This is a genomic window from Kribbella swartbergensis (assembly GCF_054784135.1).
Genome location: NZ_BAAGPM010000022.1, coordinates 615,711 through 627,241 on the forward strand (window position 1 = coordinate 615,711; position 11,531 = coordinate 627,241).

At 69.7% G+C, this 11,531-nt stretch carries 14 protein-coding genes; 4 read left to right on the forward strand and 10 right to left on the reverse strand.

Annotated features, from left to right (window positions below):
• Positions 1–2 precede the first annotated feature (2 nt).
• From ACYVOK_RS21450 to ACYVOK_RS21480, 7 genes are all read right to left on the reverse strand, one after another.
• Positions 3–233 carry a hypothetical protein gene (locus ACYVOK_RS21450; protein WP_460664263.1) on the reverse strand — a complete coding sequence of 77 codons (231 nt, stop codon included), beginning with the start codon at positions 231–233 and terminating at the stop codon, positions 3–5.
• Positions 230–622 (reverse strand): hypothetical protein, encoded by a 393-nt coding sequence (locus ACYVOK_RS21455; RefSeq protein ID WP_460664264.1) that lies wholly within the window; start codon positions 620–622, stop codon positions 230–232. The genes ACYVOK_RS21450 and ACYVOK_RS21455 overlap by 4 nt, the downstream gene beginning before the upstream one ends.
• A 100-nt stretch (positions 623–722) precedes the next feature.
• Positions 723–1,439 (reverse strand): 16S rRNA (uracil(1498)-N(3))-methyltransferase, encoded by a 717-nt coding sequence (locus ACYVOK_RS21460; protein ID WP_460664265.1) that lies wholly within the window; start codon positions 1,437–1,439, stop codon positions 723–725.
• A 39-nt stretch (positions 1,440–1,478) separates the two neighbouring features.
• A complete protein-coding gene (gene dnaJ, locus ACYVOK_RS21465; RefSeq protein WP_460664266.1) occupies positions 1,479–2,624 on the reverse strand; it encodes a molecular chaperone DnaJ in 1,146 nt (381 codons plus the stop codon).
• 21 nt (positions 2,625–2,645) lie between these two features.
• Complete coding sequence (gene hrcA, locus ACYVOK_RS21470; protein ID WP_460664267.1) at positions 2,646–3,668, reverse strand: heat-inducible transcriptional repressor HrcA; 1,023 nt, start codon at positions 3,666–3,668, stop codon at positions 2,646–2,648.
• Positions 3,669–3,790: 122 nt separating this feature from the next.
• Entirely contained in the window at positions 3,791–4,894 is a 1,104-nt protein-coding gene (locus ACYVOK_RS21475) for a Gfo/Idh/MocA family protein (RefSeq protein ID WP_460664268.1), read from the reverse strand.
• On the reverse strand, positions 4,879–5,520 hold the full coding sequence (locus ACYVOK_RS21480; protein WP_460664269.1) for a ThuA domain-containing protein: 642 nt from the start codon (positions 5,518–5,520) through the stop codon (positions 4,879–4,881). Before ACYVOK_RS21480 ends, ACYVOK_RS21475 begins: the two co-directional genes overlap by 16 nt.
• A gap of 139 nt (positions 5,521–5,659) precedes the next feature.
• Here ACYVOK_RS21480 and ACYVOK_RS21485 point away from each other — a divergent pair, with 139 nt between their 5' ends.
• The 3 genes from ACYVOK_RS21485 to ACYVOK_RS21495 all read left to right on the forward strand — a co-directional run bounded on the left by ACYVOK_RS21485 (position 5,660) and on the right by ACYVOK_RS21495 (position 8,439).
• Positions 5,660–6,007, forward strand: coding sequence for an EF-Tu/IF-2/RF-3 family GTPase (locus ACYVOK_RS21485; RefSeq protein WP_460664270.1), 348 nt, complete (start codon positions 5,660–5,662; stop codon positions 6,005–6,007).
• 10 nt (positions 6,008–6,017) lie between these two features.
• Positions 6,018–6,788: an MBL fold metallo-hydrolase gene (locus tag ACYVOK_RS21490; RefSeq protein WP_460664271.1), complete on the forward strand. Its 771-nt coding sequence runs from the start codon at positions 6,018–6,020 to the stop codon at positions 6,786–6,788.
• Between the two features lie 115 nt (positions 6,789–6,903).
• Positions 6,904–8,439 (forward strand): NCS1 family nucleobase:cation symporter-1, encoded by a 1,536-nt coding sequence (locus ACYVOK_RS21495; protein WP_460664272.1) that lies wholly within the window; start codon positions 6,904–6,906, stop codon positions 8,437–8,439.
• Here the strand turns inward: ACYVOK_RS21495 and ACYVOK_RS21500 are convergent.
• From ACYVOK_RS21500 to ACYVOK_RS21510, 3 genes are read right to left on the reverse strand one after another with little or no spacing between them, the layout of a single operon-like run.
• Complete coding sequence (locus tag ACYVOK_RS21500; protein WP_460664273.1) at positions 8,436–9,716, reverse strand: RNA polymerase sigma factor; 1,281 nt, start codon at positions 9,714–9,716, stop codon at positions 8,436–8,438. The genes ACYVOK_RS21495 and ACYVOK_RS21500 overlap by 4 nt on opposite strands.
• A gap of 15 nt (positions 9,717–9,731) precedes the next feature.
• On the reverse strand, positions 9,732–10,103 hold the full coding sequence (locus tag ACYVOK_RS21505) for a YciI family protein (RefSeq protein ID WP_460664274.1): 372 nt from the start codon (positions 10,101–10,103) through the stop codon (positions 9,732–9,734).
• A 43-nt stretch (positions 10,104–10,146) separates the two neighbouring features.
• Entirely contained in the window at positions 10,147–10,806 is a 660-nt protein-coding gene (locus tag ACYVOK_RS21510; protein WP_460664275.1) for a DUF998 domain-containing protein, read from the reverse strand.
• Between the two features lie 191 nt (positions 10,807–10,997).
• On the opposite strand from ACYVOK_RS21510, the gene ACYVOK_RS21515 reads away from it, so the two are divergent.
• Positions 10,998–11,480: a hypothetical protein gene (locus tag ACYVOK_RS21515; protein WP_460664276.1), complete on the forward strand. Its 483-nt coding sequence runs from the start codon at positions 10,998–11,000 to the stop codon at positions 11,478–11,480.
• The last annotated feature ends 51 nt before the right edge of the window (positions 11,481–11,531 follow it).

Here is an 11,531-nt window from a genome sequence, read left to right on the forward strand (position 1 = left end):
GCTCAGGGTGAGCCGTCCGCTGCCAGCTCCGAATCGATCGCGTCCAGGGTAGACCCGATCCCGGCCAGCTCCTGCCCGGGCGACCCCGCCTGCGAGCCGGTTGTCGAGCCGCCCTGCCGGCCTACCTGCTCCGGTCGGCCGCCGGTGGGCTGGTCGGCGGAGTCGGCGCACGACGCCAGGCTGAGCACGACACCCGCCGTACCGACGAGCGCGACCAGGGTCCGGCGGATCACTTCACCACCTGGCAGTGCTTGGTCTTGAAGGTCTCCAGCTCGGTCTTGACCTTGCCGAGCTGCTCGAGCCGCCCAGCCCGGCGCTCGGCCCGCTTGTCGAGCTTGGCCGCGACCTTCTCGTGTCCCTTGGCCCGCTGCTTGGCGGCCCGGGCCTTCAGCCACGCCACCGAGCCCTTCACGTCCGCCCCACCGTTGATCCTCGCCGCCAGCTTCACCCGGCGCTCGATCAGCTTCGGGAGTACCTCGGCACACAGCCGCTGCGACTCCTCCGGGCTCAACGTGATCGGCGCGTACGTCGGCGTGGGATCGGCCGCCGCGACCGTCGTACCTCCGACCAGACCGCTCACCACCATGACAACCGCCGTACCCAAGCCTGCGGACCTACGCATCTCCAACTCCCACGTCTCGGCAACTCGAACACAACCGACTCTCGCGGCCTACCGTTCGAGAGCCGTCGCCCCAGTGTTCGGGCTTTGTAAGACTCCGCGCTCAGGCCCAGCGGGTGGGGGCGAGCAGGGCTGCCGCGGCGGCCACGCCGGCGGTCGAGGTGCGGAGGACGGTGTCGCCGAGGCGGACGGGGTCGACGTCGAAGGTCTTGAGTTCGGCCGGGGAGATGCCGCCTTCGGGCCCGATGACGATGACGAGGTCGCCGTCGGTGGGGACCTCGAGGGAGGCCAGGGGGGTGGTCGCTTCTTCGTGCAGTACGACGGGCAGCGCGGCGCCGGCCACCAGGGTCGCGACCTCGGCGGTGGTGGCGATCGGGGCCACCTCGGCGAACCAGGTCCGGCGGGACTGCTTGCTCGCCTCGAAAGCCCACGCCCGCCATTTCGCGAGCGTCTTCGCGGACCGCTCCGGGTTGCTGCGGAACTGGCTCCGCTCCGCGTTCCACGGCACGATCACGTCCGCGCCGACCTCGGTCAGCATCTCCACCGCCAGCTCGGCCCGCTCCCCCTTCGGCAAAGCCTGTACGACGACCAACCGCGGACTCGGAGCCTGACCCGACCCGCGGTCGTCGACAGCAACGGTCACCCCCGACTTCGACGCGGCCGTCACCACCCCCTCGGCCCAGCCACCACGCCCATCCGTCAGCCGAACCCGCTCCCCCGGCCCGATCCGCCGAACCACCGCAGCATGCCGCCCCTCAGCCCCTTCGAGCCTCAGCTCGTCACCAAGGAGATCGTCCGAGAAGAAGACCGCGACACCCACTCAGACCGCCGCTTCACTGGTCACGTGCAAGGGCGGCCTTCAGTGGGCGCCGAAGGCGTCGCGGAGGCGGCCGAAGACGCTTTTGTGGGTGGCCTGGACCTGGCCTTCGGGGCGTTCCTCGCCGCGGAGCTGGGCCAGTTCCTTGAGCAGCTCGGCCTGGGAGTCGTCGAGCCGGGTCGGGGTCTCGACGATCACCTGGACGATCAGGTCACCACGGCCGGCGTGCCGCAGTCGCGGCACACCGCGGGCCGTCAGCGTCATCGCCGTACCGGACTGGGTGCCCGGCCGGATCTCCAGCGGGGTCGTCTCACCCTCCAGCGTCGGCAGGTCGATCGTCGTACCGAGCGCCGCGGCCGTCATCGGCAGCGTGACCGTGCAGTGCAGGTCGTCGCCGTTGCGGGTGAAGATCTCGTGCGGCTCGACCTCGATCTCGACGTACAGGTCGCCGGCCGGGCCGCCGCCGGGGCCGACCTCGCCCTGGCCGGACAGCTGCACCCGGGTGCCGGTGTCGACGCCGCCGGGGATCTTCACCGTGACGGTCCGGCGGGACCGGACCCGGCCGTCGCCGGCGCACTCGACGCACGGGTTCGGGATGATCGTGCCGTAGCCGCGGCAGTTCGGGCACGGCCGCATGGTCCGCACCTCGCCGAGGAACGACCGCTGGGTGTGGGTCACCTCGCCCCGGCCGTGGCAGATGTCGCAGGTGACCGGCTCGGAACCGGCCGCCGCGCCGGAGCCGGAGCAGGTCGGGCACAGTACGGCGGTGTCCACCTTCAGTTCGCGGGTCGTGCCGAACGCGGCCTCGGCCAGCTCGATCCGCAGCGGGATCAGCGCGTCCTGGCCGCGCCGGACCCGCGGCCGCGGCCCGCGGGTGGCCCCGCCGGTCTGGCCGAAGAAGGCGTCCATGATGTCGGTGAAGGTGAAGGCCTGCCCGAAACCGGCGCCACCCGGGCCCGCGCCGGCGCCGGTTGCGAACGGGTCACCGCCGAGATCGTGCAGTTGCCGCTTCTGCGGGTCGCTGAGCACCTGGAAGGCGCGGCCGATCTCCTGGAACTTGTGGTGCGCGTCCTCGGAGTCGTTCACGTCCGGGTGGTACTGGCGGGCCAGCTTGCGGTAGGCCTTCTTGATCTCGTCCGGTGAAGCGTCGCGGCTGACGCCCAGGACGGCGTAGTAATCGGTGCTCATACTCCAAGCCAGGGTCGGTGGTCAGTTGTCGGCCAGGATCTGGCTGACGTAGCGCGCGACGGCGCGTACGGCGCCCATCGTGCTCGGATAGTCCATGTGGGTCGGGCCGACGATGCCGAGCGTGGCCAGCGCCTCCGACTTGGACCCGTATCCGGTCGCGACCACCGAGGTGGTGGCCAGTTCCTCGTACGGGTTCTCGTGCCCGATGCGGACCGTGAGGGTCTGCGGGTTGGTCGCCTCACCGAGCAGCTTGAGCAGGATGACGTGCTCCTCGAGCGCCTCGAGCACCGGTTTCACGTTGCGCTCGAAGTCGTCGCCGTACCGGGTCAGGTTGGCCGCTCCGCCGACCGCGATCCGCTGCTCGCCGACCTCGTCGGTGAACGCCTCGATCAGCGTGGTCACGATCGCCGCGACCAGCTGCCGGTCGGCCGGCGCGAACGACTCGGTGACCGCGGCCAGCGAGGCGGCCGCCTCGGTCAGCCGCTGCCCGGCCAGCGCGGTGTTGATCCGCGACCGGACGTCGGCGATCAACTGCTCGTCGACGTCGTCGTGCTGTTCGACGATCCGCTGCTCGACCCGGCCGGTGCTGGTGATCAGCACCAGCAGCAGCCGGCGCGGCGTCATCGTGACCACCTCGACGTGCCGCACGCTCGACCGGTTGAGCGACGGGTACTGCACGATCGCGACCTGGCGGGTGATCTGGGCGAGGAGCCGGACGGTCCGGCGGACCACGTCGTCGAGGTCGACCGCGCCGGCCAGGAACGAGGTGATCGCCTTCTTCTCGGCCGGCGACAGCGTCTTGACGGTGCTCAGCTTGTCCACGAACAGCCGGTAACCGGCGTCGGTCGGAATCCGGCCGGCGCTGGTGTGCGGCTGGGTGATGTACCCCTCCTCCTCCAGCGCGGCCATGTCGTTGCGCACCGTGGCGGGTGACACCCCGAGGTTGTGCCGGTCGACCAGCGTCTTCGATCCGACCGGCTCGTGGGTCGCCACATAGTCCTCGACGATGGCGCGGAGAACATCCAGCTTGCGTTCGTCCAGCACGCGCACCACCCTCTCTCCGTCGACCCTTGGCACTCAGCTGATCCGAGTGCCAGTCTACCGAGCCGTAGCAGTCCCCGGTGCAGGAATCCGGCGTGGGACCCGCCTCGAGCCACGGATCGAGGTTATGCGACCTCGGGAGACGCTCCCAACGGTACGGCGGCGGGCCGCTCGACCGTACTCGCGACGTCCACCGGCTGACCCTGCGCGGCGGCCTCCAGCACCGACTCGAGGACGTCGAGCACGTGGTAGGCCAGCGCTCCGTCGGCCCGGTGCGGCTCGCCGTTGCGGATCGCCCGGGCCATGTCCGCGACCCCGACGCCCCGGCCGGCTCCGGCGTACCCGCCGGCCACCGGGACTTCGGCCCAGTCACGGTTGGTGGCGGTGGCGATCTCGACCTTGCCGTCGAAACCGTTCGGGTCGGGCACGGACAGGCTGCCTTCCGTCCCGTGGACCTCGATCCGCGGTAGCCGGGCGGCCCATACGTCGAACGACATCAGCAGCGTGGTCAGCGCGCCGGACGCGTGCTCCAGTACGCCGGTGACGTGCGTCGGCACCACGACCGGGAAGGTCTCACCGGCTCGCGGACCGGTGTGGATCTTCCGCTCCTGCTGCGACTGGCCGGCGTGTGCGGTGACCCGCCGTACCGGACCGAGCAGGGTGACCAGGCTGGTCACGTAGTACGGGCCCATGTCGAGCACCGGACCGCCGCCGGGCTGGTAGTAGAACTCCGGCGCCGGGTGCCACAGCTCGTGGCCGGGCGTGACGAAGGACGCGGTCGCGGCGGTGGGTACGCCGATGTCGCCGCGGTCGATGGCGGCGCGGGCGGTCTGGGTCCCGGTGCCGAGCACGGTGTCGGGCGCGCAACCGACGCGCAGGTTGTTGGCGGCGGCGTACTTGAGCAGCGGCTCGGCCTCGGCCCGGTCGACGGCCAGCGGCTTCTCGCCGTAGACGTGCTTGCCCGCCTCGAGTGCGGCCTGGTGGACCGCCGCGTGCGCGGCCGGGATGGTCAGGTTGAGCACGATGTCGACGTCGTCCGCGGCGTACAGGGCGTCGGGCGACAGCGCGCGGATCGCCGGGTTCTTGTCGGCGATCGCCTGGGCGCGGGTGAGGTCGAGGTCGGCCACCGCGACCACGTCGACGCCCGGGAGCTTGGCCAGGTGGTCGAGGTACGTGCCGGAGATGACGCCGGTCCCGACGATGCCGACGCGTGTCACTTGCTCGCCCACAGCAGCCCCCGCTCGATGATCGTGCGAACCTCCGGTACTTCGAGGTCGTCCAGCTTGTGCCCGACGGTGCAGACGAAGACCTTGCCCGCACCCCAGGTCCGGGTCCAGACGGCCGGCATCACGGCGCCTTCGATCCACGGGTAGTCCGGGTGCGCGCTGAACGTGGTGGTGGCCAGCACGGTGTTGGTCGGGTCGTAGTGCACGTAGTACTGCTCGGTGTGCACGTCGAAGTGCGTGATGCCCTCGACGATCGGGTGGTCGGCGACGACGTCGACCCGGTAGTCGGTGAACCCGTGCGGGTGCGAGATGAACTGGCCGCCGGTGATGAAGCTGTAGTCGGCGTTGTTCCGGAACGAGTCGCAGATGCCGCCGTGCCAGCCGGCGAACCCGGTCCCCTTGCGGATCGCCGCGTCAAGACCCTTGAAGTGCTCGGGCTCGATCTCGCTCATCGTGACGCACTGCAGCACCAGGTCGATGCCGTCCAGGTCGAGGTAGCTCTCGGTCGTCCCGGACGCGGTCACCTCGAACCCGTTCTCACGCAGATACGGGATGAACATGTCCGTCGCCTCGACCGGGGAATGTCCTTCCCAGCCGCCCCGGACCACCAGTGCACGTCGTGTCGTCACGCCGTCCGCCCTTCGAAAGTTTCGTTAGCGAGCTCGGAAAAATTGCGGAACCGCCACCGCGACACTAGGCGTCGCCCGACCGGCCTTCAAGTGCGATTCCGTCCCCTGGATAGGGCTTCCCGATCGCTAGGGTCGGTGTATGGGCTGGAAGTTCTGGAAGCGTGAGAGCAAGCCGGTGGACACCGTCCCGCAGACACGGCCGCAGGACACGGTGACGCCGGGCGCGTTCGAACTGACCGTCGAGGACGTGTTCTCGATCACCGGCCGCGGCACGGTCGTCACCGGCCGGGTGATCGCGGGCACGGTCGCCGTCGGCGACCAGGTGCTGCTCAGCCGCGCCGGTTCGCCGCTGCTGCAGACCGAGGTGTCCGGGATCGAGATGTTCCGCAAGACGGTGAAGGTCGCGAAGGCCGGCGACAACGTCGGCCTGATGCTCCGCGACGTACGGCGGGAGCAGGTGATCAGGGGCGACGTGCTGAGCAAGTAATGTCGACGCCATGAGCGAGTGGGTCGAGGTAGGGGACGGTTGCTGGGTCCGCCGGTACGACGAATGGGACCTCAACGTCGGCCTGGTCGTCGGCAGGGACGGCGCCCTGGTGATCGACACCCGCGCCACCACCGAACAGGCCGAGGAACTCGCGACGCACATCCGCGAACTGACCGAGGCTCCCGTCCGCTGGGTGGTGAACACCCACGCGCACTTCGACCACGTCGTCGGCAACAGCGTCTTCACCGACGCCACCGTCTACCTGCACGAGAACGCCGCGGCCGAGGAGAACCTCGACGGTACGACGTTCTCGGTCGCGAAGGTGATCGACCTCGGCGACCGCCGGGTCGAACTGCTGCACCTCGGCAACGCCCACACGTCCGGCGACACGGTGGTCGTCGTACCGGATGTGGACGTCTTCTTCGTCGGCGACCTGGTCGAGGAGTCGGCGCCGCCGTCGTACGGCGAGGACTCGTTCCCGCTCGAGTGGCCCGACACGATCGACCGCGTGATCGGCCTGCTGTCCGACACCGCAAAGGTCGTCCCGGGGCACGGCGCGGTCGTCGATGCCGAGTTCGTCCGGGCCCAGGCCGGTGACCTGGGGACGGTCACCAACACCATCTCCGGCCTGCATCACGCCGGCACGTCCCTGGACGACGCGCTGAAGCACACCGACGACTGGCCCTGGCCGCTCGATCATCTGCAGGACGCGATCAAGCGCGGCTACGAAGCCCTGGGCACTCCTCGCCGGCCCACGCTCCCCCTGCTCGGCCCGGGCTGATCGGCCGGCACCCCACACCGGCCCCGGTCCTTTGGGGGTTGTCCGTTGACATGACGTGAGCTGATCCCGCAACTTGTTGCGAAGCGCACGTCGCCGACCGGATGGGGTGGGACCGATGGCCACGATCGAACAGACAGAGCACCCCGACGGACGGGTCGAGCTGACCGATCCCGAGGCGCTCGTACACAGCCCGTACGCGAACGCCGAACTGGCGCCGACCCGGCTGCCCGAACGCCACTGGACGACGTACAACTACGCCGCCCTGTGGATGGGGATGGCTCTGAACATCCCGAGCTACCTGCTCGCCGCGGGGCTCGTCCAACTCGGCATGAACTGGCTGCAGGCGTTCCTGGTCATCACTGCCGGAAACGTCATCGTGCTGGGCCCGATGTTGCTGAACAGCCACGCGGGGACGAAGTACGGCATCCCGTTCCCGGTGTTCGCGCGGGCGTTCTACGGCATCCGCGGCGCGAACCTGCCCGCGCTGCTGCGGGCGTTCATCGCCTGCGGGTGGTTCGGTATCCAGACCTGGGTCGGCGGCCAGGCGATCTACGTGATCGTCGGCAAACTCGCCGGTGCGGGGTGGACGAACGCGTCGGCCGTCGGCGGGCAGCCGTGGACGCTGTGGCTGAGCTTCGCGTTCTTCTGGGTGCTCCAGATGATCCTGATCTGGCGGGGCATCGAGGCGCTGCGCTGGTTCGAGAACTGGGCCGCGCCGCTGGTCATGGTCGGATTCGTCGCGCTGATGGTGTGGATCGTCGCCGAGGCCGGCGGGCTCGGGCCGATCCTCGACCAGCCGTCGCGGCTCGGCTGGGGGCTCGACTTCTGGAAGGTCGCGGCGCCGTCCCTGATGGGCATGATCGCCTTCTGGGCCACGCTGTCGCTGAACATGCCGGACTTCACCCGGTTCGGCGGCAGCCAGAAACAGCAGGCCCTCGGGCAGGCGCTGGGCCTGCCGACCACGATGTCGCTGATCGCGATCATGTCGATCATCACGACGTCCGGCACTGTCGTGGTGTACGGCGAGGCGATCTGGGACCCCGTCGTACTGGCGGCCCGGTTCGAGAACCCGGTCGTGGTGGTCTTCGGCCTGGTGATCGCCATCCTGGCGACCATGACCACCAACGTCGCGGCCAACGTGGTGAGCCCCTCGTACGACTTCTCCAACGCGGTGCCGAAGCTGTTGACCTACCGCCGGGCCGGTCTGCTCACCGGAGTCATCGGCATCCTCATCCAGCCGTGGCGGCTGATCTCGGATCCGTCGATCTACATCTTCACCTGGCTCGGCTTCTACGGCGGCCTGCTCGCGTCGGTGGCCGGCGTACTGATCGCGGGGTACTGGATGGTCGACCGCACGAACCTGTCCCTGGCCGACCTGTACCAGCCGGGCGGCCGGTACTGGTACGCCGGCGGCTGGAACTGGCGTGCCGTTGTCGCCACTCTCCTCGGCTCCCTGCTCGCGGTCGGCGGCGCGTACTCGAACCCGGGTGCCGGCCCGTTCCCCGCCGACGGCCTGATCCCGTTCCTCAAACCCCTCTACGACTACTCCTGGGCAGTCGGTCTGGCCGCCGGCCTGCTCGCGTACCTCGCCCTGACGGTGACCGCCCCGTCCCGCCGGTCGAACACGAGCCACGCCGCCCCGATGTTCTAGCGCGGCGGAGGATCGGCAGCGGGGTCGTCGAGGCGGGCTCGGCGGAGAAGGTAGGCCCTTTCGACCTCGTTGTCGGTCAGGTCCGCGGCCGACAGGTACGCCGCTCGGGCCCCGGGGAGATCGCCGAGTGATTCCAGCAGGTGTGCCCGGACCGACAGTTCGCGGTGTCTGGTGAGCGGGTTCTCGGAGAACTTGTGGGTTCGCTCGAGTTCGTCGAGGAGCGCGAGCCCGCGTCGCGGTCCGTAGGCCTTGGCCACAGCGACGACTCTGCTCAGGCTGATGGGGGCGGTAGGCAACAGCCGCTCGAGCCAGACGTACAGCGCGGCGATCTGCGGCCAGTCGGTCTCCGCCGCGGTCGGCGCCTGGGCGTGCACCGCGGCGATTGCCGCCTGCAACTGATACGGACCGACCGGCCCGGTCTGCCAGACGGACTCGATCAGGGCGACGCCTTCGTCGATCAGCCGCCGGTCCCACTGCGACCGGTCCTGCTCCTCGAGCGGAACGAGTTCGTTGCCGTCCTGGGCCCGGGCCGCACGCCGGGAATGAGTGAGGAGCATGAGCGACAGGAGGCCGGTGACCTCGACGTCGACGGGCCGCAGGCGGTGCAGCATGCGGGTCAGCCGGATTGCCTCCTCGGTCAGCTCCACCCGTTCCAGCCGATCGCCGCTGCTGGCCGTGTAGCCCTCGTTGAAGATGAGGTAGAGGACCTTCATGACCGCGTCGACCCGGTCCGGAAGGTCTTCCGGGCTCGGCGGCTGGAAGCGGGCCCCGGACTGCTTGAGGCGCTGTTTGGCCCGGCTGATCCGGGTCCCCATGGCCGCTTCCGTCACGCCGTACGCATGGGCGATCTCGGCTGTGGTCAGGCCGCCGACCGCGCGCAGGGTGAGGGCGACCTGGGAGGTCGGGCTCAGCGCAGGGTGGCAGCAGAGCAGGAGCAGCAGCAGGCTGTCGTCGTGGTCGGCGACGGCCGGCGCCGACGTCGTCGGATCGAGTACGGCGGGGTCCGCCAGGCCGGCCTCCTGTTCGCGGCGGCGGGCGGCCTGCTCCGAGCGGACCATGTCGATCATCCGGCGATAGGCGACGCGGATCAGCCAGCTGCGCGGCTCCGCCGGGATTCCTTCGGCCGGCCAGCGCCGGCTCGCCACCAGCAGGGCCTCCTGGACCGCGTCCTCGGCGATGTCGAAGCGACTGAACTTGCGCACCAGCGCACCGAGGACCTGCGGCGCCTCGGAGCGCAGCAAGTCCTCGATGGTGTCGTACCGGTCGGTCGTTGCCATCGTCGTGGTCCGGTGTCAGGCGCCGAAGTCGTCACCCATGATCGGCCGGATCTCCACCGGCTCGCCGAGGATGTCGACGATCCGGCTGACGATGTCCACGGCCCGATCCAGGCTGACGCAGTCGATGACGGCGAAGCTGGCCAGTACCTCCTTCAGCTCGGCGAACGGGCCGTCGGTCGCGACCACGCCTGCCTCGGTCTTCCGCACGGTGGTGGTCATCACCGGGTGCCCTAGGCCCTCGCTGGTGACGAACTCCCCGGTCTCGCGGAGCTCGGCCTCGAACTTCTGGTACGTCGCGAACGCGGCGAGGGCCTCTTCCGACGCAGTGTCGGCGGTCTCGGCGTCCCAGCTGTCGACCGGGGTGTAGCCCAGCAGGAGAAACTTCATGATCGCTCCTTCGAACAAAGAGTGTCTGCGGTACGAGGTCGAGTCAGGCGAGGCGGCGGAGCCAGAGGGCGTGCACGGTGGTCCAGGTGAAGGCGACGACGCCGTTGAACGCCATCTGCAGGCTCGCTTCGCGGGACGACAACGGCAGCAGCAGGATGATGGCGACGACGAGGTTGCCGATGGCAGGGACGATAGCGCGGCGGCGGACGGATCGGACCACCAGAACGATGCAGGCGCCGGCGAGAGCGGTGAAGGCCGTTGCCGCCGCGGCCGAGTGGACGATGCTGTGCCACGACATGGTGGCGGCCGGGCCGTCCGGCGTTCCGGCCGGGAAGCCGTACTCCGGATCCATCACGAAGAGTCCCGCCAGGACCAGGCCGGCACCGAAGATCCCGGTGAACAGCGGGACCAGCCGTCGTCCGGCGCCGTCGCGGACCAGGCGCCGGCGGGCGACGGCCAAGGCGATCACCCCGGCTCCGGCCAGAGCGAAGGTGGCCATCTGGATCCAGCCGAGGTCGCCGGTGGACAGCAGGCTGATCGGATGCACCCGCAGGTCGAAGCCGTCCCGCATGAGCATCTGCGCGGTCACGGAGGTGAAGAAGAACGGACCGGCCAGCGCGGCGGCGGTCAGCAGCCGGCGGGTCGACGAGCGGGCGGCGTACGACGTGCCGGCCGGGCGAGCGGGAGCGGTGAGTGATGTCATCGTGTCCTCCTCAGGACGAGTTGGCGTGGACACCGCTACCTCGGTCGTCGCACCGGGGCTTTGACACCTCCAGCGTGTGATGTAGGTCACATGAAACGTCGGCGGGACCGTGTGGAAATCGGCCCCGCGGCTCCGAGGTGTCGGTGACCGCGGCCGGTGGGGCCGCACGATCACCGACAAGGAGCATCGAGATGAACCACGAGGCTGACAACACGAACGCGACCGAGACCGAGGCCACCGCCAACTACCCGATCGAGCAGCCGGAGCCGAGCCCTGCGGTCCGCGCCCTCGACCGGCTCGTCGGAACCTGGGAGGTGACCGGAGGGGCGGAAGGAACCGTGCGCTACGAATGGATGGAGGGCGGCTACTTCCTCCTGCAGCACGTCGAGCTCAGCCAGTTCGGGCACCAGATCAAGGGCCTGGAGGTCATCGGCAACCTCCACCCGTTCGGCGAGCCCGTCGGTGAGGACGTGGTCTCCCGCTTCTACGACACCACGGGCAACACCTTCGACTACGTCTACGAACTGGACGGCGACACGTTGACCATCTGGGCCGGCGCGAAGGGCAGCCCGGCCTACTACCGCGGCACCTTCAGCGCCGACGGCCGAACGGTCACCGGCGAATGGACCTACCCCGGTGGGGGCGGCTACGCATCGTCGATGACCCGCGTCTGACCCCGTTCCGGTGTGTGGCTGACCGGTCGGACGCCGTGCTGGACATACGGT

Excerpts from the sequence above, each read along its gene's own strand:
- ACYVOK_RS21510 (WP_460664275.1), bottom strand. The coding sequence starts at position 10,806 with ATGACATCACTCACCGCTCCCGCTCGCCCGGCCGGCACGTCGTACGCC.
- ACYVOK_RS21455 (WP_460664264.1), bottom strand. The coding sequence starts at position 622 with ATGCGTAGGTCCGCAGGCTTGGGTACGGCGGTTGTCATGGTGGTGAGC.
- ACYVOK_RS21490 (WP_460664271.1), top strand. The coding sequence starts at position 6,018 with ATGAGCGAGTGGGTCGAGGTAGGGGACGGTTGCTGGGTCCGCCGGTAC.
- ACYVOK_RS21485 (WP_460664270.1), top strand. The coding sequence starts at position 5,660 with ATGGGCTGGAAGTTCTGGAAGCGTGAGAGCAAGCCGGTGGACACCGTC.
- ACYVOK_RS21505 (WP_460664274.1), bottom strand. The coding sequence starts at position 10,103 with ATGAAGTTTCTCCTGCTGGGCTACACCCCGGTCGACAGCTGGGACGCC.
- ACYVOK_RS21500 (WP_460664273.1), bottom strand. The coding sequence starts at position 9,716 with ATGGCAACGACCGACCGGTACGACACCATCGAGGACTTGCTGCGCTCC.
- ACYVOK_RS21495 (WP_460664272.1), top strand. The coding sequence starts at position 6,904 with ATGGCCACGATCGAACAGACAGAGCACCCCGACGGACGGGTCGAGCTG.
- dnaJ (WP_460664266.1), bottom strand. The coding sequence starts at position 2,624 with ATGAGCACCGATTACTACGCCGTCCTGGGCGTCAGCCGCGACGCTTCA.
- ACYVOK_RS21515 (WP_460664276.1), top strand. The coding sequence starts at position 10,998 with ATGAACCACGAGGCTGACAACACGAACGCGACCGAGACCGAGGCCACC.